Here is a 23374-nt window from a genome sequence, read left to right as displayed (position 1 = left end):
TTACTGAAATGAGTAAGCTGCTGTATCTTGTCACACCCATCCCACTCCTTGACCGACATGGCCGCGATCTATGGAGAGCATCACCCCTGGCTTCTAGGCTGGTTGAGGCGCAAGCTAGGCGGGGCGGATCACGCCGCGGATCTGGCACAAGATACTTTTGTGAGAGTGCTGGCGGCCCAGGCCGAGCAGCGCGCGCTGGTATTGCGCGAGCCGCGAGCCTATCTGACCACGGTTGCGCGCAATCTGCTCATCAATCATGTGCAGCGGCTGTCGCTGGAACAGGCATGGCTGGACGCAATGGCCCAGCTACCGGAGCCCCTGGCGCCTTCGCCCGAGCAGCAGTTGCTGGTGCTGGAGGCATTGCATCAGATCGATGCCATGCTCAACGGCCTGCCGCCCAAGGTGCGTGAGGCGTTCCTGCTGTCTCAACTCGATGGCCTGACTTACGCGCAGGTGGCGCAGCGCCTGGATGTCACGGTCCGCACCGTCAAGCGCTATATGGCGCAGGCCTTCGAGCAGTGCATCTTGCTGGTGGTCTGAGCATGTCCGCTTCACCGTCCCCGACCCTGGCTATCGATCCAAGCGCAGCGCGGCAGGCAGCGCAGTGGCTGGTGCGGCTGCACGCCGATGAAGGCGATGCGACGCTGCAGGCAGAACTCATGCAATGGCGCAACGCGGACCCGCGCCATGAAGTCGCCTGGCAGCGCGCCGAACGGGTGCTCGGCCAGTTGAATGCAAGCCGGGCCGGCAAGACGCTGGGTGTGCTGAGCGCGGCGGCCCTGCGCGATGCGAACCGGTCGCAGCGGCGTGCCGTCACGCGGCTGCTGGCGACTGTGATCGTGGCGGGGCCCGTCAGCTATGGGGCCTGGCGTCTTGCGCCCTGGCATGAATGGTCGGCGGATATGCGTACTCATACGGGAGAGCGCCGTGAGTCGACGCTGGCCGACGGCAGCAGAATGCAGCTGGACTCCGGCAGTGCCGTAGACATGATGTTCACATCTTCGGAGCGCCGCCTGATCCTGCGTGCGGGCGCCATCTGGGTACAGACTGCTGCCGATGCCGCGCAGCGGCCGTTTCTGGTCCAGACGGCACAAGGAACGGCGCGTGCGCTGGGAACGCGCTTTACCGTGCGTATCGCTCCACCTTCTGCGCCGACGGATCGCAGTTCCCTGGTTGCGGTTCAACAGGGGGCGGTGGAGCTGATCCCCGCCAACGGCGGCGCGGCGGTGCGCATCAATGCGGGGCAGCAGGCACATATGAGCGCAGAGTATGTGGACGCGCCCGAAGCCGCCGGTCTTGCCGCCGATGGCTGGACGGCAGGGGTGCTCTATGCGGAAAAGACAGCGTTGGGCGTCTTTGCAGCCGAACTCTCGCGCTACCGTCCGGGCATTGTGCGGTGCGATCCGGCGGTGGCAGCCTTGCCGGTGAGCGGAGCCTTTCAGCTGCGTGATACGGACCAGGCACTGGCGGCGCTGGCGGCCTCCTTGCCCATCAGGGTTCTGCAGCGCTCGCGCTACTGGGTGACCATCGTGCCGCGCTGAGGCACTTGATTTATTCCGCTTCCATGTCCCCTTTTGGCGGGACGCCGGTCATACCAGAAAGACAACACATTTATCGGCGTTTTCAGAAGGGTCACTTCATGGTTATGGCGCAGCATTTTTGCGGGCAGACTTCGCTTCTTTCCTCGTCCATCCTGTCCGTTGGCGGCCAGGGATTCAAACATAGTGCCGTGCAAGCCGGGCTGATACTGCTGATGGGCATGGCCGCTGCCGGCAGCGTTCAGGCCCAGTCTGGCCAGAGCTTTCCGAGTGAGCCGGAGCGGCGAGAGTACAGCCTGCCTCGGGGGCCATTGAGCCAGACCCTGGCGCGTTTTGCGGGCGAGTCGGGGGTGACGCTGTCGGCGGACTCTGCACTTTCCGGGGAACTTCAGACTGCAGGTTTGCATGGCAGGTTCGCGGTCGCAGAGGGCTTTGCTCAGCTGTTGCGCGGCACGGGGCTAGAGGCTGTCCAGACCCAGCCTGGCGTTTTCATCCTGCGCAAGAGCACTGCGGCTCCTGTGGCGGCCGGCACGGCCCCCAGCCTGGCGGAAGTGCTGGTGACTGCACCGGCCGAGGTTTCGACCTTCTCGGAGGGCACGGGCTCCTACGCGGCGCAGCTGGTCACCGTCGGCAAGAGCGCCCAGAGTCTGCGCGAAATTCCGCAGTCGGTTTCCGTCGTGACGCGTCAGATGCTCGATGACCAGAATATCCAGAGTCTCGATGACGCCATGCGCACTGTGCCCGGCGTCACCGTGGAGCCTGGCAGCACCGGAGGCAATCATGGCAATTTCTATCTGCGCGGCTACGCGGTGGATACCGTGCAGGTGGATGGCATTAACAACCCGGCCAGCACAGGCAATGATCTTTCGAGCGGATTCGGTATGGCCATGTACGACCGTATCGAAGTCCTGCGCGGCCCTGCCGGACTGTTTCAGGGCGCAGGCGATCCTGGCGGCTCCATCAATCTGGTGCGCAAACGCCCCAAGGCGCACAAGGAGTTCACCACTCAGCTGTCGGCCGGTTCGTGGAGCCGCTATTACGCCGAGGCGGACATGACGGGGCCTTTGAGCAGTGATGGACGCATACGCGGGCGTCTTGTCACGGCCTACCAGGACCAGGGCTCCTTTGTGGATCATGTGTATTCCAGGAAGCCGCTGATCTATGGTGTGCTGGAGGCCGATCTCACGCCATCGAGCACGCTCACCGCCGGAGCCAGCCATCAGCAATACAAGGGGCGTCCCGCATTCGGACTCCCGGCCTATCCGGATGGACGCCTGCTGGACATTCCGCGCTCCAGCTATCTGGATCCCATCTGGAACCACATCACCGAACGCAATACAGAGTACTTCGCAGAACTGCAGCATCGCCTGGACAACGGCGGGCAGATCAAGCTCAGCGCCAGCTACCGCGAGCAGGACGAGCCCTCGCGGCTGTTCGGCTGGTCGGACTGTGCAGCGGACCCCGCCACCGGCGACAGCTGTCTCATCAGCTGGGCTTACCGCAGCCACTGGAAGACGCATGGCCTGGACGGTTTCATCAGCACGCCGTTCACCGCTCTGGGTTCATCCAACAACGAGCTGACGCTGGGAGCAGACTATCGCAAGGTGCACAAGAGCTTCAAGTACGGCGGCGGCGATGGTGCTCCGATCAACATCTTCGATCCTGACAACAACGTTCCCAAGCCGACGAACTACAGTTTCTCCAATGGCAACGACAACCGCACGGAGCAGTACGGGCTGTATGGGCGGGTCAATCTGCGCCCGGCCAGCGGTGTGCTGCTCAGCATGGGTGGGCGCATGACCTGGTGGGACAACCATGCCGTCAATCGCAACGCCTATTTCAACCAGTTCTCCGAAACCAATACGCGCATCAGCGGCAAGTTCACTCCTTATGCGGGTGTGGTGTTCGATCTGAGCGAGCAGCTGTCTGCCTATGCCAGCTACACCCGCATTTTTGCGCCGCAGACCGCCAGCGATGCCGACGGCATGACATTGCGTCCACGCGTGGGCCAGCAATACGAAGCAGGTGTGAAGGGCGAGTGGCTTAACAAGCAGCTCAATGCCCGTGCGGCGATTTTCCGCATGGAGGACACCAACCGTGCGATGACCGACCCGGCAAACCCGCTGTTTTCGGTTGCCGCAGGCAAGATGCGAAGCCAGGGGGTGGAAGCCGAAATCAATGGCCGCATCACGGCGGGCTGGAATCTGGCTGTCGGGTATGCGTACACGCAGACCAAAACCCTGGAAGGAACGCCGGACGAGAAGGCCCAGCTCTATACCTTCATCGCTCCGCGTCACAGCTTCAACCTGTGGACGCGCTATCAGTTCGGTCCGGGTGCCCTGGAGGGCTTCAGCCTGGGTGGCGGTCTGCGCAGCACCAGCCGCATGTACCGTCTCAATGGCGATGTGAAGTTCTCGCAGGGGCCGGTGACCACGGCTGCGCTGCAGATCGGCTACCGCTTCAACAAGCATCTGGATGCAACGCTGACCGTCAACAATGTCTTTGACAAGGTGTACTACCAGCGTGTCTGGGCGGCCTATGGCTCCAACTACTATGGCGAGCCGCGCAATGTGATGCTGACGCTGCGCGGCAGGTTCTGAGCGCCTGATTCAAGGCGAGCTCTGGATCCGGCCTGCAGATGCCCTGGCCCGTCAAAGCCCGCCAACGCGGGCGTGAGGGGGCATTGCTGGCAGGCTGATCGTGCGTTGCGTTTTTTCCAAGCCGGCCCGAAAATGGCCGGGCTCGACTTTTACGATTCGGCCCGTGGCATTGCCCGGTGCCGGGCAGGATATCCAAGATGCTATTGCCGTACAGTGAATTCAAATCGTATTCACAGCTGAATGCGGCAAAAAGAAAAAAGGCCTTGAATTACTTCAAGGCCTTTTGTCATTTGGCGGAGCAGGCGGGATTCGAACCCGCGGTGGGCTATTAACCCACACACGCTTTCCAGGCGTGCGACTTAAACCACTCATCCACCGCTCCACAGCGATCCCAAAAATACTTCATTGCTGAAGTAAAAAACCAAGTGTGGTCGACTTGATTTTAAAATCTGGCGGAGCAGGCGGGATTCGAACCCGCGGTGGGCTATTAACCCACACACGCTTTCCAGGCGTGCGACTTAAACCACTCATCCACCGCTCCGTGTGATGAAGCCGCTATTCTAACCAGAAATTTCGACCTCAAAATGAAAGTGCAGAAAGTTCTTTTCTGCACGGCGCATCAAGCGAGGCGGTCAGGCGTTCTTGCCCACCTGCACCATCTTCATGGCGGAGGCAATCAGGCCGGAGACTTCAGTCATGTTTGCAGGAATGACCAGGGTGGTGTTGGAGTCTGCGGCCACCTTGCTGTAGGCCTCCACGGCGCTTTCAGCCACCTTGAGCTGCACCGCCTGCTCGCCGCCGGGCTGGCGGATGGCCGTGGCCACGCGCTCCAGCGCCTGTCCGGTGGCTTCGGCCACGGTGGTGATGGCTGCCGCCTCACCCTGGGCCTTGTTGATGGCGGCCTGCTTTTCGCCTTCGGAGCGGGCGATGAAGGCCTCGCGCTCGCCGGTGGCGATATTGATCTGTTCCTGGCGGCGGCCTTCGGAGGCGGCGATCAGGGCACGCTTTTCACGCTCGGCCGTGATCTGGGCCTGCATGGCGCGCAGAATTTCAGCGGGCGGTGTCAGATCCTTGATCTCGTAGCGCAGCACCTTCACGCCCCAGTTCAGCGCGGCCTCGTCGATGGCATTGACGACCTGGGCGTTGATCATGTCGCGTTCCTCGAAGGTCTTGTCCAGCTCCAGCTTGCCGATCACGCTGCGCAGCGAGGTCTGGGCGAGCTGGGTGACGGCCATGATGTAGTTGGACGAGCCGTAGCTGGCACGCATGGGGTCGGTGACCTGGAAGTAGAGAATGCCGTCCACGGTCAGCTGCGTGTTGTCCCGCGTGATGCAGACCTGGCTGGGCACGTCCAGGGGAATTTCCTTGAGGCTGTGCTTGTAGGCGATGCGGTCCACGAACGGGATCAGAAAGTTCAGGCCGGGCGTGAGCGTGCCTGCATACTTGCCCAGACGCTCCTTGACCCATGCATGCTGCTGGGGAACCACCTTGATCGAGCGGACGATGAAGATGACGGCAATGATGGCGATGGCGAGAGGGACTGCGTAATCCATATTGTCTCCAGCCCTTGTGGGGCGTTGATGTGAAGAAAGAGTGCGAGGCGTTCCAGCGTCCAGCATAACCATGCCGGGGCCGGGCGGTATCAGATCTTGTCAACCAGCAGTCGGTTGCCGATGACTTCGGCCACGCGGTGGGGGCCGGGAATGGGCAGGGCGCCCTGGCGTCCCATGACGGTCCAGGTGGCGCCTCGATAGCGGACCTGGGCCGTGCCGTCGGTGTTCCACTGCTCCACGACCACGGTTTCGCCCACATCCATGTTGACATCGCGATTGCTGGAGGCGGGCTGCCGGCGCGGGCTGCGTTTGCGCAGCAGATAGCAGACGAGGACGGCGCCCGAGCCCAGCAGCGCCGCAGTGACGATCTGGCTGTTGGTGCCCATGCCGAAATGGGCACAAAGCGCACCGGCAATGGCGCCAAGGGCCAGCATGAGGAGATAGAAAGTGCCGGTCAACAGCTCCGCAATGACCAGCAAACCTGCAAGCAACCACCACGCGGTGGAGTGATCCATACCTGAGCTCCTGTTAAGGCCTGTATTTAGTGCACCACATTCTGGGTTAAAAACAGCCTGTTTCAAAGCCGCAATAAGGATATTCCTTACACTTCGCGGCTGTTTCGTTTTTTAGGCCTGATTGGTACGGAGGCTGTTCATGAAGTTTCGCTTTCCCATCGTCATCATCGACGAGGACTATCGTTCCGAGAACACCTCGGGACTGGGCATTCGCGCCCTGGCTCAAGCCATTGAAGAAGAGGGCTTTGAAGTCCTGGGCGTGACCAGCTATGGCGACCTGTCGCAGTTCGCACAGCAGCAAAGCCGGGCCAGTGCCTTTATTTTGTCGATCGACGACGAGGAATTCCAGCTCGGCGGCGACAAGGACCCCATCATTCACAGCCTGCGCGACTTCATCGGTGAAGTGCGCCGCAAGAATGAGGAAGTGCCCATCTATATCTACGGTGAGACCAAGACCAGCCGTCACTTGCCCAACGACATTCTGCGTGAGCTGCATGGCTTCATTCACATGTTCGAAGACACGCCCGAGTTCGTGGCCAAGCACATCATCCGTGAAGCGAAGAGCTATCTGGAGAGCGTGCAGCCTCCGTTCTTCAAGGCACTGCTGGACTACGCCGAAGACGGCTCCTACAGCTGGCACTGCCCCGGTCACTCGGGTGGCGTGGCCTTTCTGAAGAGCCCCGTGGGCCAGATGTATCACCAGTTCTACGGTGAGAACATGCTGCGCGCCGACGTCTGCAATGCCGTGGAAGAGCTGGGCCAGTTGCTGGACCACAACGGCGCCATCGGCGAGTCCGAGCGCAATGCGGCACGCATCTTCAATGCCGATCACTGCTACTTTGTGACCAATGGCACATCGACCTCCAACAAGATCGTCTGGCACCACACCGTGGCACCCGGCGATGTGGTGGTGGTGGACCGCAACTGCCACAAGTCCATCCTGCACTCGATCATCATGACCGGTGCGATTCCGGTGTTCCTGAAGCCGACGCGCAATCACTTCGGCATCATCGGACCGATTCCGCAGAGTGAGTTCTCCGTCGAGTCCATCCAGGCCAAGATTGCCGCCAACCCCTTGCTCAAGGGCGTGGACGCCAAGGCCGTCAAGCCCCGCGTGCTGACGCTGACGCAGTCCACCTACGACGGCGTGCTCTACAACACCGAGACCATCAAGGGCATGCTGGACGGCTATGTGGCCAATCTGCACTTTGATGAGGCCTGGCTGCCACACGCTGCCTTCCACCCCTTCTATGGCAGCTATCACGCTATGGGCAAGAAGCGCAAGCGTCCGGTGCACTCGGTGGTCTATGCTACCCAGTCCATCCACAAGCTGCTCGCCGGCATCAGCCAGGCCTCGCATGTGCTGGTGCAGGACAGCCAGACCGAGAAGCTGGACCACCCGCTGTTCAACGAGGCGTATCTGATGCACACCTCGACCAGCCCCCAGTACAGCATCATCGCCAGTTGCGACGTGGCTGCCGCCATGATGGAGCCGCCCGGCGGCACGGCCCTGGTGGAAGAGTCGATTGTCGAGGCGCTGGACTTCCGCCGCGCCATGCGCAAGGTGGAGGACGAGTTCGGCGACGACGACTGGTGGTTCGAGGTCTGGGGCCCTGAAGCCCTGGCCGAGGAAGGCGTGGGCACGGCCCAGGACTGGATCATCCGTGGCACGGACGCATCGACCAAGACCCGCTCCAAGAAGAACGGCAAGGAGTTCGACAACTGGCACGGCTTTGGCGATCTGGCCGATGGCTTCAACATGCTGGACCCCATCAAGTCCACCATCGTCACGCCAGGCCTGGATCTGGATGGCGACTTTGCCGACACCGGCATTCCCGCGTCCATCGTCACCAAATACCTGGCCGAACACGGCGTGGTGGTCGAGAAGACGGGTCTGTACTCCTTCTTCATCATGTTCACCATCGGCATCACCAAGGGCCGCTGGAACACCATGCTGACTGCGCTGCAGCAGTTCAAGGACGACTACGACCGCAACCAGCCTCTGGCGCGCATCCTGCCCGAGTTCTGCCAGCAGCACCGCCGCTACGAGCGCATGGGCCTCAAGGACCTGTGCCAGCACGTGCACGAGCTGTACGCCAAGTACGATATCGCACGCCTGACGACCGAGATGTATCTGTCGGATCTCAAGCCCACGATGAAGCCCTCGGATGCCTATGCTCATATCGCGCAGCGCAAGACCGAGCGTGTGGAAATCGACCATCTGGTCGGCCGCACCACCGTGGGTCTGGTCACGCCTTACCCGCCCGGAATTCCGCTGCTGATCCCCGGTGAGGTCTTCAACAAGAAGATCGTGGACTACCTGGTGTTCGCGCGCGAGTTCGCCAAGGAGTGCCCGGGCTTCGAGACCGACATCCACGGTCTGGTGGAGCTGGAAGACGAAAACGGCGAGATCCGCTATTACGCCGACTGCGTCGCGGAGACCAAGTCCGTGCCCGCCAAGAAGGCCCCTGCGGCCAAGAAGCCTGCAGCCAAGTCCGGCGCGGTCAAGGCGGCAGCCAAGCCCTCGGCGAAGACGGCGGCCAAGGCCGTAGCCAAGCCTGCGACAAAGCCCGCAGCCAAGACGGGCAAGGCTTCGCCCAAGGTCAAGGCTTCTACGCCTGCCGATATGGACGTGCGCGTGGCCGGAACCGCCGCCAAGCCGGCCCGCAAGGGCAAGAAGCCGGTGCAGGTGGGCGATGCCGGACCGTTTGGTCGCACGCTGTGACGCACCGATGATTCGTTGACGCGAATCGCCGTGCCAAGACAAAGCCCGGGGTGCTCCGCATGCCGGGCTTTTTCATGCCGGAGATGAAAGAGGCCATGCGTTCACAACTGTCGATGACTGCTGCAGCCTGGCCTGGGCGCTGTTCATGCTGTGGAGCTGCCTCAATGAAACCGGTGCCAGCGGCGGCTTGATCCTGAGGCTGTTCCCGATTCTGCATGGGATACGGATAAGTTTTCAGCGGAATTCACGACAGGTAAGTTGTTATGAAATCGGCGTGGCTAATCTTAAATGTTGGTCGTCGTTGTTCGGCATTCCGCCCTTAGTTCAGCGGTGTGCTTGATCTGGTCGGCGGCAATCGCCGACACCAGTCGTTGAACGCCGTCTGTACTGGATGAGCACTTTGCCCTCATGGCTGGTCACTCGCTTGCGCGGTGCTTCGCGGACGAGTTTGAAGGTTCGCTTTGCAGCGATTGCTGCCTCTCATTCTTTTCACCGCTACGCAGCAGCCCCTTGACAACAAAGCCCGCAGCACATTAGCACTGCGGGCTTTGCTCAATGGCTATTCAAATAATCGCTCAGATCACCATTGCACCCTCACGCCCAGCGAGGCCTGCACGCCACTCTTGATCCGGCTGTCACCACCTACGGCCCAGAGCTTTCCCAGTTCTCCGTAGATGCTGGTGCTCTTGTTCAGTTGCAAGCTGGCACCGGCCGCCACTTCCGTGGAGGTGTAGCCACCCTTGGCCGTGATCTGCGTGGTGGCTGCCGAAGTAATGAAGCGTGCTGCATCATTGGTACTGCTTGCCTTGTACACATTCACGCGTGCATAGGGCTGCAGGTGACCTGCGCCTGTTGCAAAACTGCCTTTGATACGAGCTCCCAGGCGGAGCGTCCAGTCATTGTCAGCCTTGTTCTGCACCTGGGCTAGGCTCATGGCGCTGTCGTGCAGGTTGATGCTTCGGTAGCTGATCTGGGTCTGGGGCTCGATCTGCCAGTGGCTGCCTACTGCAAAGGACTGCCCCAGCTCCAGCGAAGCCAGTACCCCCGTTCCGTTGATGATGCTCGAGCCTGATGCACCTGTGCTTTCTGAAGTGTGCAAAGTGCTGCGATAGTCTGCAGCTTGCAGCACGGCATCGGCATACAGGCCGTTGGCGCTTTGCCAAGTTCCATACAGACCCAAGTAACGGCTGGTCAGGCTGTTAAAGCCCACATATTTGCTATTGATACCGCCAGCAAACCCTGTGACGCTCATATCGCCTTGCAGCTGACCTACATAGAACCCCCCTTTGAAACTTTGGCCAGCATACAGATCCAGCCCGGCCTGGAAGCCCGTTAGGTGGCCGCTGCTTTGAGGGTTCACAGTGCCTTGTTGGGTGATAGTGGGATCGGCGCGAAGAATGCGGCCCCAGGCCCTGCGACCCGAGCCGGTGTCGCTGCTAAAAGTGCCGCTAGCAGCCATGCCCGTCACATTGTCATCACCCATGCGCTTGCGCAGATCGCCGAGCATGGCGGCATCGGCTTGGCGCAATTGGGCCGGCAGAGCCGAAATCAGAGGCACTTCGCTGCGATAGGCCAACTGGGTGTTAATGGACTGCAGCGCTGCACCCTGAGCTGTCTGGAACAGGCGATATTCATAGGCGCCCGCATCCACATGTCCTCCCGCCAGCGCAAAACTGCCAGGTTGCAGGCGGGCACCGTTCTCGGTCGCAACGACTTGAATGCCGCTGCCGGTGGTCTGCGCACCTAGCCCGCCGGCATTGGTGATCTGGATAGCCGTTGTGCCGCTGGCCACGGCATCGGCGCCGCTTAGCAACAGCTTGTCACTGGCGCTTCCGTCGGCAGCCAGCACGGTGGAGATGCCCAGCGTGCCGTTGTTGCCCACATAGGGACCCGTCAGTTTGAGCACGGCTCCTGGCGTGCCGCCGCCATGGCGACTGAGGTTCACTGTGCCGCTGTTGCTCAGGCTGCTCAAGCTCTGGCTGTAGCCGGCCAGATCCAGCACGGCACCGGCAGCCACACTATGGGCCGAGCTGCTGCTGAAACTGTTGACCGCTGCCGCCTGCAGTGTCCCCTGGGCCACCTGAGTGGCGCCGGTGTAGTTATTGGCTGTGCTGCTCAGCGCCAGGACTCCCGAGCCTTGCTTGGTCAGGAAACCTGTACCGCTGATGGCACCAGCCCAGATGGCGCTGTTGGCGCCGGTATCGATGACGGGGTCATTGCTACCCGTCATCACCAGGTTGTTGGCAATCGCCATGCCATTGGCTGTCAGAGCCAGGCTGGTGCCATCGTCCATGGCCAAGCTGCCTGTGCCTAGGCCCTGGGCATTGCCCAGATTGATGCGGCCCTGCTTGAGGCTGACCCCGCCGGCGAAGCTGCTGGCATTGTTCAGGGCCAACACCCCCTCGCCCTGTTTGACCAACTGGCCCGTGCCTGCAATCTGTCCGTCAAATTCGGTGCTCTGACCTGCCGCATTGTTGATGGTCAGATTGGCCGAACCCAGCAGCAGATTGCCGCCCCCCGTCAGCACCGAAGCCAGCAGCGCGTGGCCGTTCAGGTCCAGCGTGGCGCCCTGGTTCAAATGGTAGGCGGTGTTTTGCACCAGCGCACCGGAGGAACCCGCCCGCAGCGTGCCTGCCACCACCACCGTGCCCCCTGTATAGCTGTTGCTGCCCGTCAGCGTGGTTGTGCCGCTGCCCAGTTGCTGCAGACTGCCGCTGCCGCTGATGTTCTGAGCCAGGGTCACGGCGTCCCTGCGCAGCACGCTGAGCACGCCGTTGTTGGTGACAGCACCCGTGCCCAGGCTGCCCGAGTTGCCGCCGGCGCCCACCTGCAGCGTCCCGCTGGCAATCGTGGTTTGGCCCGAATAGCTGTTGTCGCCCGTCAGGGCTACCGCACCCGTGCCTTGCTGGGTTAGGCTGCCCGTGCCGCTGATGCTGTTGGCAATCAGGTAGGCATCGCTGCGATCAAGCAGCAAGGCCCCGTTGTTGAACACATTGCCAGCACCCAGCGTGCCCGATATGCCGCCATTGCCGAGCTGCAGCGTGCCTGCCTCAATCGTGGTGTCACCGGCATAGCTGTTGCTGCCGGTCAGCACCAGCGTGCCGGCCCCACCCTGGGTCAGGCCGCCCGTGCCTTGCATGCCGCTGTTAATGGTCAGCGTGGTGGCGGCATCGGGGCGGAAGCTACCGCCATTGGCGCCCAGCGTGATTTGGCGCTGGGTGCTGGTATTGGCTGTGGTCTGCAATGCTCCGCCGTTTAAGCTCAAGGCTCCGCTGGCTGCGCCCAGGCGAGCGTCCGAGTCCACCTGCACTGTGCCGCCGTTGATGCTGGTGCCCCCCTGATAGCTGTTATTGCCGGTCAGCACCAGAGTGCCGCCTTCCAGTTTATTCAGGGTACCGCTGCCGCTCAGGTCAACAGCCAGAGTCGCGGTGTTGCCGCTGCCTACGCGCACGCCAGTGAAACCGGCAACGCTGTTGATCAGGTTTAGACCGCCGCCCGTGCCGTTCGAGAGGGTGTAGCCGTCGCTGAGGAATTGCAGTCCGCTGGTGTTCTGCAGGCCATCCACCGTCACGCTGCCCGCCGTGCCCTGGAACACCACGAAGGCACCGTCGAGCCAAGCTTGGTTGAAGTTGCCGCTGGCAGTTGTCCAGTTCTTGATCGGACCGCCCCAGGTACCGCTGCCGCCTTCGATGACGCCGTTGCTGGTGGTGTTGCCATCCCAGAACAGCACATTGCCGGCCGCGCCGCCGACCACCAGGTTGACCTGCTTGTTGGTGCTGGTCTGCACTTCCAGGTCACTGATGGCCAAGCCGCTCGGGATGATGCCGACGCTCAGGCCGTTGTCGGTCAGGGTGCCGGTGTAGTCAATTAGGCGGTAGACGCCCATACCGAAGCCGCCGATATCGGAAACGTTGAGTTTGCCGTCCAACACCAAGTTGCCGTTGACCCGCAGCAGGCCTGGCGCGCCATCGACGGGCGCACCGAGGGAAGCAGCGAGTATGGAGTTGGCGCTCAGGTTCAGGGCGCCAGTGGTCATCGTGTTGCCACTGACGAGGCCGAGACTGGCGCCGTCGGCGACGTTCACGGTGCTGTCGAAGGCAGCGCCACCGAAGCCAATCAGACTCGCGCCGCTGGCAACGTTTACGGCGGAGGCGCTGAAGACCACATTCGAGCCGAAAAGGATTACGCTTCCACCGGAAACAGTGAGCGAGCCACCAATCGCACTGTTGCCGGCAAGTATCAGACTGCCATTGCCGACCTTGGTCAGGTGGCCGCTGCCGCTGAAGCTGCCGCCGAGGCCTCCCCCGTTCACCGTCAGGGTCGAGTTGGCCAGCTCCACGTTGCCACTGCCGGTGAGTTGGTTCAGGGTGCTGTCGGCTGCGACCTTCAGAACGGAGCCGCTCTGAAGGTTGACACTGGGCACCCCCAGTCCGGTGATGCCCTGCAGGGTCACCTGGCCAGTGGAGATGTTCATCTGTCCAAGGAAGTCATTGGTGCCACTCAGGGTGAGCGTACCGGTACCCGTCTTCGTCAACACGCCACTGCCGCCCAGGCGGCCGGAAAGGCTCACGTTGTCGGCACTGCTGAAGGTGAGGCTGTCATCGATCTGCAGGCGGTTGCCGAGCGTGGTCACGCCAACGGTTTGCAGTGTGCTGCTGCCCGTGACCTTGAGCACGCTGTCGCCCAGCGCATCGTTGTGGCCCAGCCGCAAGGTGCCGGCGTTGAGCACGGTGTCGCCGGCATAACTGCTGCTGCCGTTCAGCACCAGGGTGGTCATGGCCCCTTCCTTGATCAGCCCCTTGCTGCCACTGATCGCACCGTCCAGGGTCAGGGCACCGGCACCATTGAAGGTCAGGTCAGCGTCAAGGATCACATCGTTGGCCAGCCTGACGGGACGATTGCTGGCAAAGCTGGCATCCGTGGTAACCCGCAGGCTGCCACTGCCCAGGGCGTTGTCGTTACCGACAACCAGCCGGCCACCCGCCAGCAGCGTGCCGCCGCTGTAGCTGTTGCTGCCATTGAGGACCAGGGTGCCGCTGTCGAGCTTGTTGAGTGTTCCCGCACCGCTGATGTTCACGTCCAGGTCGGCGGTCACGCCGCTGTCCACGCGGACATTGGTCGCGCCATTGCTGTCGTTGACCAGCACCAGCTCACCGGCGCCGCTGCCGTAGAGGTTATAGCCGCTGGTGACGAATTGCAGGCCGGTGACCCGCTGCGCGCTGGTCAGATTGACGAACCCGGAAGCGCCCTGGAACACCGCGAAGGTATCCAGCCAGGCGGAGTTCAGGTTGCCATTGGCGCCGGTCCAGTTGGTAGCCGTGCTGTTCCAGGTGCCGTTGCCGCCCTCGATGCGCCCATTGCCCGACAGCTCCGAACCATCCCAGAAGCGCACATTGAACGGCCCGCCCGCCACCAGGTTGACCTGGCCCGTGACGTTGGTTTGCACATCCAGTTCACTGGTCAGAACACCATTCGGCGTGGTACCGATCACCAGCCCGTTGTTGGTCAACAGGCCGCCATAGTCAAACAGGCGGTAGACACCCGCACCGAAACCACCGGCGTTGCTGACGTTGAGCTTGCCATCCAGGGTCAGGTTACCGGCCACATTGGCCAGGCCTGCTGCACCCGGAATCGCCGCGGCCAGCGCGACATCGACATTGGAATCGTTGTTCAGCACTAGCGAGCCTAGGCTCATCACGGAGCCGGACGCCAGACTCAGGTGGCCGCCATCGACGACGCTGACCGCACCGGCCATGGTGCCGCTGCCACTCAGGTAAGCACCGCTATTCACCGTGACGCTGCCCGAGCCGAGCAGGCCATCGACCAGCAGGACACCGCCGTTGACCGTGGTGCTGCCGGAATGGGTGCTGTTGCCGTTGAGACGCAAGATACCGGTGCCGGTCTTGACCAGGCTGCCGCTGCCGCTGAACGCCCCGCCGAAGCTGCCCGCGCCGACGGAGAAGTTGCCCGCGTCGAGCTGGACCGCGCCCGCGCCGTCCAGACGGCCGATGCTGCCGCCCTGGACGATCTGCAAGGTCGCGCCGGAGGCGACGTTGACCTGGCTCGATGCGCCCAGGCCGGTGACGACACTGCTGACCAGGCGTCCGGCGCTGACCTGGTAGGTACCGTCGAAGGTGTTCACGCCGCCCAGGGTCAGGGTCGAGCTGCCCGCCTTGGTCAGGCCACCGCTGCCACTGAGCACGCCACTCAGGGTCAGGTCGTTGCTACCGCCCACGGTCATCACGCCACTGACATCCACGGCGTTGCTCACGGTCAGCGCACTGCTGCTCTCCACCGTGGCGATGCCGTTGACGTTCAGTTTGCCGCTGCCCAGGGCATTGGCATGGCCCAGGCGCAGGGTGCCGTTGTCGACCTCGGTGTCGCCGGTGCGCGCCTGGTTGTTGCCGGACAGGGTCAGGGTGCCGGTGCCACTCTTGCGCAGGTTGCCCGCGCCGGTGACCACGCCGCCCAGGTTAAGGTCGTTGCTGCCGACCACGGTCAGCATCGCGCCCAGGTCCACCGCGTTGGCCACGCTGATATTGGCGGCGCTCTGCAGGGTGGCGGCGCCGGTGACATTGAGCTGGGCGTTGCCCAGCGAGGTGTTCTGCCCCAGGCGCAGGGTGCCGCCCTTGAGGGTGAGGGTGCCGTCGAAGGTGCTCGCGCCGGTCAGGTTGAGGGCGTTGCCGCCGTTGTGGATCAGGTTGCCGGTGCCCGAGATCACGCCGCCGAGGGACATGTCGCGGTTGCCAAGGAAGGTCAGGTCGCCGTTGATCACCACGTTGTTGTCGACGGTCACCCCCGGCAGGCTGGCGTCGAGGGTGGTGCCGCTGCTGGTGACCAGCGAACCCGAACCCAGTGCCAGCCCGTTGCCGATGATCAGGCCGCCGGCAATCAGGTTGAAATTGCCGAGCATGTTGTTGCTGCCGTTCAGCACCAGGGTCCCGCTGCCGGTCTTGATCAGGCCGCCGGCACCGCTGATGTCGCCGCCGAGGGTCAGGCGGCTGACGCTGACCTGCAGGGTGGAAACACCATTGGTGACCAGGGCGTTGTTCAGGCTCGGCGGGAACGAGTCGGCCACCAGCGTGGTGCCGCTGCCCAGCACCAGGTTGCCGGTGCCCAGGGCGCTATCACTGCGCACGGCCAAGGTGCCGGCGCTGAGCACGGTACCGCCGCTGTAGCTGTTGCTGCCGCTGAGGATCAGGGTGCCGGCGCCGCTCTTGGTGAGCTTGCCCGTGCCGGTGATGTTCGTGGCGATCTGCGCGCTGACGCCGGTGTCGGTCACCACGCTGGCGGTGCCGCCGGTACCATTGACCAGGTCGAGGGCACCGGCCGCGCCCTGGACCAGGACGTAGCCATCGGTCTTGAACTGCAGCGCGTTGACCGACTGCTGCCCCTGGACCAGCACCACGCCGGTACTGCCGGCGAACGCTGCGGTCTTGCCCGCCCAGACCTCGTTGGTGTTGCCATCGGACTTGGTCCAGTTCGACGCGCTGGAACTCCAGATGCCGCTGCCGCCGTTGATGACCCCGTTGGCCAGGGGGTTGTTGCCGTCCCAGTACTGGGTGCCGAGGGTCGGCGAGTTGATCACCAGGGTCAGGGTCTTGCCGGCGATGTCGAACACCCGGCCGATATCGGTCGACAGCAGGTCGGAGGGGGTGCTGCCGGCGGTGAGGTTGGTGCCGGTCAGGTTGCCGCTGTAGTTGAGCAGGCGATAGTTGCCGTTGGCCAGGCCACCGGCATCGGTGATGTTGAAGGTGCTGGCGGTGATCGACAGGTTGCCGATGATGTTGAGCATTGGCCTCAGGGTCGGCGCGCCCAGGGCGAGGTCGAGGATCGCGCCGTTGCTCAGGGTCAGGGAGCCGGTGGTCAGGGTGCTGCCGCTGCTCAGGGCCAGGCGGCCTCCGATACCGACGGTCACCGCGTTCACGGTACCGCTGCCGCCGAGGGTGCCGCCGGTGCTGACGGTCACCAGGTTGCTGGCCAGGCTGGCGCCGGCCGCAACATTGACGCGACCGACGTTGATCGTGGTGGAGCCGGTGTAGGTGTTGATGCCGCCGAGGGTCAGGGTACCGCTGCCGACCTTGAGCAGGCTGCCCTGGCCGGTGATCTGGCCGTTGAAGGTCGAACTGACGTTGGCGTAACCGACGGCCACGCGTGAGTCGGTATTCACCTGGCCGCTGCCGCTCAGGGTCGTGAGGTCGGTGTTGCCGCCCAGGTTGACGCTGGCGCCGCTGGCGACATTGAGGCCGGGATCGCTGCCCAGGGCATTGACCGCCGTCGTGGTCAGCGAGCCTTCGCGAACGTCCCAGTTGCCGGTGAAGTTGTTGGCCGTGGTCAGCAGCAGGTCTGCCGAGCCGGTCTTGGCCAGGGTGCCGGTACCGAGGATGCCCCCGTTGTGGGTGGTCGCGGCCGTGGTGTTGAAGTCCAGGGTGACGCCGTTGTTGACCGTCATCGCGGAGCTGATGGTCTGCGCCGAGGTGACCGCCAGGCGGCTGTTGCCAGTGGCGGTGAGCGTGCCGCTGCCCAGCGCACCGCTGCTGGCGACGGTCAGGGTACCGGCGTTGAGGTCGATGTCACTGAGCAACCCGCTGTTCGAGCCGCCCAGGGTAAGGTTGCCGGTGCCCGTCTTGGTCAGCTTGACGCTGGTGCTGCCGGTGATCGCGCCATTCAGGCGCAGGTCGTTGTTCCCGGAAACGTTCAGGTTGCTGTTGAGGGTGACGGCGTTGGCCAGGGTCACCGACTTGTTGCTGTTCAGGCTGGTGGTCGCGCCCACGGTCAAGGTGCCGCTGCCCAGGGCCTGGTCGTTGCCGACGGTGAGGGTACCGGACGAGAGCAGGAGACCGCCCTGGAAGGTGTTGGTGCCATTCAGGACCAGGTTGCCCAAGCCGACCTTGGAGAGCTGGTTGGTGGTGCCAAGCACGTTGCCGTCGAGCGTCAGCGTGCTGGTGCCGCCGAGAATCAGCGTGCCGCCGAGGTTGATCGTATTGGCCAGGTTGACCACGGCGCTGGAGTCGATGCGCGCGCCGGCCGAACCGGTATTGATCGCACCGGTACCGAACGCCTCGTTGGTGCCGACGATGGTGGTACCACCGTTGAGGTTGGTACCGCCGCTGTAGGTGTTGACCCCGTTGATGCGCAGGACGTGGCCGCCGTTCTTGGTCAGGCCCGCCGTCCCGGAGATCACGCCATTGAGGGTGATGGCGTTGGAGCCGTTCAGGGTCAGGCCGCTGGTGCCGGCCGGAACATTGGGGCGCAGCTCGATGTTGTTGGCCAACGTCAGCAGGGAACCCGAACTGCTCATGGTGCCGCCCAATGCGCTGATCGTCCCGCTGCCGGCGAAGCCGCCGTTGTTTACCACTAGTGCGCCGCCTTCCAGGCGGGCACTGGTGGTGGCGCCCGTCAACAGCGGGCCGGTGACGTTCCAGGTACCGCTCTGGATCACCAGGTTGCTGAAGTTGGTGTAGACCGCCGAGGAGAGCGTGCCGGTGCCGGTGGCACCGCTGTTGACCGTGTTGCGCAGGGTCAGGGTGTTGTTGCCGTTGGCACCGCCATCGACGATGCCGGGCGCGGCGAACTCCAGGTCGATCCCGGCGCTGTTGCCCAGGGCCGGCCCGCTCGCGCCATTGTTCGAGATCGAGCTGCCGGTGATGGCGATGAACTGGTTGCTGCTGTTGGCGCCCAGCGACACGCTGCCGTAGACCGCGCCACTGTTGGTGAAGAGGTTGCCCAGGGCCGATGTCTCGAAGGCCACCCGACCGTAGATCTGGTAGGTGTTGCTCATCTCCACCCGACCGCCGCCATACACGGCCACCACCGGACGCAGGGCGTCGGCCTCGGTAGCGCCGGCCAGGGCGATCGAGGTGATGGTGCCGTTGTTGACGATGGTGGTCAGGCCCGTCGGCGTATTGCTCACCTCGATCGCCATGCCGTCCATGTTGGCCAGGGACGCCCCGAGGTTGCCCGAGGCGCCGCGCATGAAGGCCGAGGCATTGTTGTTGATGACCAGGTTCGACGCGCCGATCCCTTGCATTTTCAGGGCCGAGGTGGCGACGCTGAAGCCCTTGCCGAAGATCGGGTCGAAGATGCTGTTGTTGTTCACCGTGATGCCGGTGCCGATGAGGCTCATCGAGGGCACGCCCTCGATGCTGGAGGTCACCAGCGTGCCACTCGAGATATTGAAGATCAGGTTGTTGCCGATGGCCGCGTAGTCCTCGACGGTGCCGGTGCAGGTCACCGTGCTGCCGTCCGGTGGCGCTACGGGCGAGCAGGCGGCGAAGGCAGCATCGCTGCCAAAAGCTGCCGTGAGCAAGGCTGCAGCAGCCACAAGCATAGGAACTCCAACCCGGCTTCGCACACGTTTTGTGCGACGACTGCTTTTTCCAGGTCCACGAGCGATCTCGCTGACGACCTGCCAAATGCCCGAAACGGCATTGAACACCACCCGATAAACATGATTCATTCAGCCTCTCCCTCTCCATCGCATGGATGGAAGTTCCGTTCTTCTTTTCAAGAGCTTGAGACCCACCAACGAGCCGACTTACTTCGACAACTTTCGATATGACATCGAATGCAGTTCTGATGCGTTCAAAAAGCGGTGAGTCAATGCAATTTTCCGCTACAAATACGGATAATTAATTTCATTTTGATACATTGTCTCCTTTCTGGCTTCCAGCCTGAGCAGATCTGTATCTGCAACAGTGAAGGCATTCACAACTGGTACAAGTTCGGCCTCGGCATCACAAGTCGCATGATTCGGCGTTCAGAAGAGGTAGCTAATGAAGTTTTTTCGTTGCCGCGCAACTGGCGCAATGAGCATGGTTCTGCTCACGCTAATGAGTAGCAGCGCTGGTAGCGCAAGCAGCAATGGTGAATGAGACAACACCCGCGCCAGCTGTTGCCAAGTTAGGAGCCATCACTATTTCTTCCAACGAAGTTCAACAGCTATTGCGGGCTATGCCAGAAAGCGAGCGCACAAAGGTAAAAAGCAACCCGGAGGATCTGAAGAACTGGTTGCGACAACGTTTGGCAAGCGAGGCTCTGCTGCGCGAAGCCAGCAAAGGAATGGGCCGAACGTCCGGAGGTCAAGACACGCATTGACTCAGCTATCAAAGATGTCACAGCTCGCATTGTCAGCACCAGTTATCTGGAGTCCGTCGCCCGACTGCCAGCAGGTTTTCCCAGTGATGCAGATGTCGGTGCAGCCTATGAACGCTCCAAGGCCCAACTTAATGTTGCAGCTACCTATTGGGTAGCACAGATCTTCCTGCCTGTTGCAGCAGATGCAGATTCAGCGACGGTTGATAGCGTACGAGCCAAGGCCGCCGAGTTGGCCACTCAGGCGCGGGGTGGTGACTTTGCGACTCTAGCCAAAGCTCACTCACAAGACACCTACAGTGCCGTCCAAGGTGGTGAGGTCGGTAGTTTGCCGCTGCTGCAGCTATTGCCAGAGACCCGTGAGGTCGTCGCTAAAATGCACCTCAACCAAGTCTGCGAGCCTGTGCGCTCCCCTTATGGCTTCCACGTCCTAAAGCTACTGGGCAGTCAGCCTGCACGTCCGGCCACCTTGCTAGAGGTCAACCCCACTCTACAAGCTGCCTTACGTGAGCAACGTCAGCAAGAGCTCATCAATGAGTATCTGAGCAAGCTGGCGCCGTCTTCTAAAGTGAGCATTGACGAATCAGCCTTGAATGCAGCGGTGCAATGAGTCAGCTGGAGTGAGGACATCCAGTAGTGGGCGGCAGCGCTGCGTGGGCGCAGTCTGGCTCGGGCCTGGACGCTGGCGCAGGCCGCATGCGTGGTGGGGCTGTGCGCGGTCTACGGCGGCCTGATAGAGGGCCTGCAGTCGTTTCTGACCGTCACGCGCGGCGCTGAATGGCTGGATGCGCTGCCAACACCTTGGGCGCCGGCCTGGCCGTGCTGTCCTGGCAGAGGCTGGGGTCACGGTGGTTGGCTCCATTAAAAATATAGCAGCTACCGCTTTTTCTCACTTGTTTTCATGCTTCATTCATATGAAAAACAAGATGAGACAAGCGGAGGCTGCTTTTAGTTAAATAGCGTTATTCCAGCGTGATCTTCGCGTCGCGGATCAGCGCGGCCCAGCTGGCCTGCTCCTTTTGCAGATAGGCCTGGGCGTCCTGCAGGCTGCCGCCCATGGGCGTGCTGCCTTCGGACTGCAGCTGCTTGAGCACGGCGGGGTCCTGCAGGCCGGTGTTCACTGCGGCGTTGATCTTCTGCGCCAGTGCGGCAGGCGTGTTCTTGGGGGCCACGATCAGTTTCCAGTCCACGGCTTCAAAGCCGGGAAAGCCGGACTCGGCCACGGTGGGGACCTGGGGCAGGATGGCAAGACGCTTGGCCGAGGTCACCGCCAGTGCGCGCAGGCGCTGGCCCTTGATCATGGGGTAGACCGCCTGAGGTGTGCCGAACATATAGTGGGTCTGTTTGCCCAGCAGATCGGTCACGGCCGGCGCGGCGCCCTTGTAAGGCACGTTGAGCACATCGATCTTGGCCTTGTAGGAAAGCATTTCCCCCGCCAGATGGCCCACGGTGCCCGTCGACGCCAGGCCTTGCTTGATGGCGCCGGGCTGGGCCTTGGCCGCGGCAATCAGGTCCTGCAGCGATTTCCAGGGCGAATCGGCGGGCACGACCAGCACCACGGGCTGCGAGGCCACCAGAGCCACGGGAAGCAGATCGGTCTTGGCATTGAACGGCATGCTGGGCAGCAGCGAGGGATTGATGGCCAGATTGGCGGTCTGTCCCATGCCGAAGGTATAACCGTCGGCCGGTGCCTTGGCGACGGCATCAAGTCCGATGTTGCCGCCCGCACCGGGCTTGTTGTCCACCACGATGATCCAGCGATTCGCGGTCGCCATGCGCTCGCTGATCTGGCGTGTCACCGTGTCGGTGCCGCCGCCAGGCGTGAAGGGCACGACCATGCGGATCGACTTGGCGGGCCATTCCCCGGGCTGGGCGCTGACGCCGCCGCTGGCGACCGCCATGGCCATCAGCGCGCAGGCTGCAATGGCCTGGCGGCGGTTTGCCGGTCGTGCTGCGCAATGGGGGAAAGAGCTGTGTTTCATGGTTTTGTCTCCTGGTGGCTGGAAATTGGGGGTAAGGAATCCCCGCAGGGCGTGCATGGGCGCCCTGTTCTGGGGTGTGCTGAAGAAAGCGGGGCTGTGGCCCCGCAGGGGCGCTCAGTCGGGTAGGCCCTGGGCCAGTGCCTGGGCCTGATCCTGGCTGTAGCCCAGAGCGGTCAGAATCTCCAGGCTGTGCTCGCCGAGCTTGGGTGGCGAGAGACGCACCTGCAGATGCTTGCCGTCCAGGGTCAGCGGCAGCAGCACGGTCTTGCTGTCGCGGCCGTCGGGCAAGGTGATGGGGGCCAGCGCACCGGTGGCGTTCAGGTGCGGGTCTTCGAGCAGATCGTGTGGACGGGCGATGGGTGCAAACGGCAGGCCCTTGTCCTCAAAGACGCTGGCGATATGCGCGGCGCTGTATCCGGCCATGGTTTCGCGCAGCAGCGGCATCAGCCAGCTGCGGGCCTGCACGCGGTCGTTGTTGCTGCCGAGGCGCGGATCGTCACGCAGCTGGGCCAGGCCGAAGGCATCGCAGAATTCGCGCCATGCGCCGTCGCTGACCACGGCCAGAAAGATCTGTTCGCCGCCCTGGACTTCGAATACGTCATAGATCGCCCAGGCCGAGATGCGTGCGGGCATGGGGGCTGCGGGCTTGCCGGTCACCGCGTACTGCATCATGTGCTGGGCGATCAGGAATACATTGTTCTCGAACAGTGCGCTTTGTACTTCCTGGCCCTTGCCGGTCTTTTCGCGCTGAGCCAGGGCCGCCATGGCTCCCATGGCGCCGAACATGCCACCCATGATGTCGTTGACGCTGGTACCCGCGCGCAGCGGGTCGCCGGGTCTGCCTGTCATATAGGCAAGGCCCCCCATCATCTGCACCACCTCGTCCAGGGCCGTGCGGTGTTCGTAGGGGCCGGGCAGAAAGCCCTTGTGGCTCACATAGATGAGGCGTGGAAACTGCTGCTTGAGACTTTCATAGTCCAGGCCCAGCTTGGTCATGGTGCCGGGTTTGAAGTTCTCGGTCACGATATCGGCCGTGGCGATCAGCCGCAGCGCGGCTTCCTTGCCCTCGGGGGTCTGCAGATCCAGCGTCAGGCTTTTCTTGTTGCGGTTGAACAGCGGGAAAAAACCCGAGCCCGAGCCCAGCAGCTTGCGCGTGGCATCGCCGTTGCGGCCGTGACCCACGGGCTCGACCTTGATGACTTCGGCGCCCAGGTCGGCCAGCATCAGGCCGCAACTGGGGCCCATGACCATGTGGGTGAATTCCACCACGCGGATGCCGGCATAGGGCAGGGGAGCGGCGCCGGTGCTGGCGGATTCGGTTGAGGAGTGCATATTCATCTCTTGTGGTGCTCGGCTCGTCGGCGAGC

Annotated in this window: 11 protein-coding genes and 2 tRNA genes; 6 read left to right on the top strand and 7 right to left on the bottom strand. The window is 62.7% G+C overall.

Annotated elements, in window-relative coordinates; translation table 11 throughout:
- The first annotated feature begins 57 nt into the window (after positions 1–57).
- From F3J24_RS21045 to F3J24_RS21035, 3 genes are all read left to right on the top strand, one after another.
- Positions 58–540 carry a sigma-70 family RNA polymerase sigma factor gene (locus F3J24_RS21045; RefSeq protein WP_034369408.1) on the top strand — a complete coding sequence of 161 codons (483 nt, stop codon included), beginning with the start codon at positions 58–60 and terminating at the stop codon, positions 538–540.
- Positions 541–542: 2 nt separating this feature from the next.
- On the top strand, positions 543–1541 hold the full coding sequence (locus F3J24_RS21040) for a FecR domain-containing protein (protein WP_167010340.1): 999 nt from the start codon (positions 543–545) through the stop codon (positions 1539–1541).
- A gap of 98 nt (positions 1542–1639) precedes the next feature.
- Positions 1640–4138: a TonB-dependent receptor gene (locus F3J24_RS21035; RefSeq protein ID WP_240154414.1), complete on the top strand. Its 2499-nt coding sequence runs from the start codon at positions 1640–1642 to the stop codon at positions 4136–4138.
- Between the two features lie 291 nt (positions 4139–4429).
- Here the strand turns inward: F3J24_RS21035 and F3J24_RS21030 are convergent.
- The 4 genes from F3J24_RS21030 to F3J24_RS21015 all read right to left on the bottom strand — a co-directional run bounded on the left by F3J24_RS21030 (position 4430) and on the right by F3J24_RS21015 (position 6206).
- Positions 4430–4520: transfer RNA gene (locus tag F3J24_RS21030), tRNA-Ser, on the bottom strand.
- Positions 4521–4588: 68 nt separating this feature from the next.
- Positions 4589–4679: transfer RNA gene (locus tag F3J24_RS21025), tRNA-Ser, on the bottom strand.
- A gap of 91 nt (positions 4680–4770) precedes the next feature.
- The gene (locus F3J24_RS21020; RefSeq protein WP_003080523.1) at positions 4771–5691 is read right to left on the bottom strand and encodes an SPFH domain-containing protein; all 921 of its coding nucleotides are present in this window, start codon (positions 5689–5691) and stop codon (positions 4771–4773) included.
- Positions 5692–5780: 89 nt separating this feature from the next.
- Positions 5781–6206 (bottom strand): NfeD family protein, encoded by a 426-nt coding sequence (locus F3J24_RS21015; protein ID WP_167010338.1) that lies wholly within the window; start codon positions 6204–6206, stop codon positions 5781–5783.
- Between the two features lie 139 nt (positions 6207–6345).
- On the opposite strand from F3J24_RS21015, the gene F3J24_RS21010 reads away from it, so the two are divergent.
- Positions 6346–8931: an arginine/lysine/ornithine decarboxylase gene (locus F3J24_RS21010; protein WP_167010336.1), complete on the top strand. Its 2586-nt coding sequence runs from the start codon at positions 6346–6348 to the stop codon at positions 8929–8931.
- 580 nt (positions 8932–9511) lie between these two features.
- Here the strand turns inward: F3J24_RS21010 and F3J24_RS21005 are convergent.
- The gene (locus F3J24_RS21005) at positions 9512–19390 is read right to left on the bottom strand and encodes an autotransporter-associated beta strand repeat-containing protein (RefSeq protein WP_167010334.1); all 9879 of its coding nucleotides are present in this window, start codon (positions 19388–19390) and stop codon (positions 9512–9514) included.
- A gap of 404 nt (positions 19391–19794) precedes the next feature.
- Here F3J24_RS21005 and F3J24_RS21000 point away from each other — a divergent pair, with 404 nt between their 5' ends.
- Positions 19795–20028, top strand: coding sequence for a hypothetical protein (locus F3J24_RS21000; protein ID WP_167010332.1), 234 nt, complete (start codon positions 19795–19797; stop codon positions 20026–20028).
- Positions 20024–20635: a peptidylprolyl isomerase gene (locus F3J24_RS20995; protein ID WP_167010500.1), complete on the top strand. Its 612-nt coding sequence runs from the start codon at positions 20024–20026 to the stop codon at positions 20633–20635. Before F3J24_RS21000 ends, F3J24_RS20995 begins: the two co-directional genes overlap by 5 nt.
- Before the next feature lie 352 nt (positions 20636–20987).
- On the opposite strand, the gene F3J24_RS20990 is transcribed toward F3J24_RS20995, so the two are convergent.
- Positions 20988–22007 (bottom strand): tripartite tricarboxylate transporter substrate binding protein, encoded by a 1020-nt coding sequence (locus F3J24_RS20990; RefSeq protein WP_167010330.1) that lies wholly within the window; start codon positions 22005–22007, stop codon positions 20988–20990.
- A gap of 114 nt (positions 22008–22121) precedes the next feature.
- Positions 22122–23339, bottom strand: coding sequence for a CaiB/BaiF CoA transferase family protein (locus F3J24_RS20985; protein ID WP_370527754.1), 1218 nt, complete (start codon positions 23337–23339; stop codon positions 22122–22124).
- Positions 23340–23374: the final 35 nt, after the last annotated feature.

The sequence above is a fragment of the Comamonas sp. Tr-654 genome (assembly GCF_011752915.1).
Classification (GTDB): domain Bacteria; phylum Pseudomonadota; class Gammaproteobacteria; order Burkholderiales; family Burkholderiaceae_C; genus Comamonas.
Note: the sequence above shows the minus strand (reverse complement) of the source record. Positions and strands in the feature narration are given on the sequence as shown.

What these genes read in the sequence shown, in the direction of transcription:
- F3J24_RS21045 (WP_034369408.1), top strand. Translation starts at nt 58, where the DNA reads ATGGCCGCGATCTATGGAGAGCATCACCCCTGGCTTCTAGGCTGGTTG.
- F3J24_RS21040 (WP_167010340.1), top strand. Translation starts at nt 543, where the DNA reads ATGTCCGCTTCACCGTCCCCGACCCTGGCTATCGATCCAAGCGCAGCG.
- F3J24_RS21035 (WP_240154414.1), top strand. Translation starts at nt 1,640, where the DNA reads ATGGTTATGGCGCAGCATTTTTGCGGGCAGACTTCGCTTCTTTCCTCG.
- F3J24_RS21020 (WP_003080523.1), bottom strand. Translation starts at nt 5,691, where the DNA reads ATGGATTACGCAGTCCCTCTCGCCATCGCCATCATTGCCGTCATCTTC.
- F3J24_RS21015 (WP_167010338.1), bottom strand. Translation starts at nt 6,206, where the DNA reads ATGGATCACTCCACCGCGTGGTGGTTGCTTGCAGGTTTGCTGGTCATT.
- F3J24_RS21010 (WP_167010336.1), top strand. Translation starts at nt 6,346, where the DNA reads ATGAAGTTTCGCTTTCCCATCGTCATCATCGACGAGGACTATCGTTCC.
- F3J24_RS21005 (WP_167010334.1), bottom strand. Translation starts at nt 19,390, where the DNA reads ATGAATCATGTTTATCGGGTGGTGTTCAATGCCGTTTCGGGCATTTGG.
- F3J24_RS21000 (WP_167010332.1), top strand. Translation starts at nt 19,795, where the DNA reads ATGGTGAATGAGACAACACCCGCGCCAGCTGTTGCCAAGTTAGGAGCC.
- F3J24_RS20990 (WP_167010330.1), bottom strand. Translation starts at nt 22,007, where the DNA reads ATGAAACACAGCTCTTTCCCCCATTGCGCAGCACGACCGGCAAACCGC.
- F3J24_RS20985 (WP_370527754.1), bottom strand. Translation starts at nt 23,339, where the DNA reads ATGCACTCCTCAACCGAATCCGCCAGCACCGGCGCCGCTCCCCTGCCC.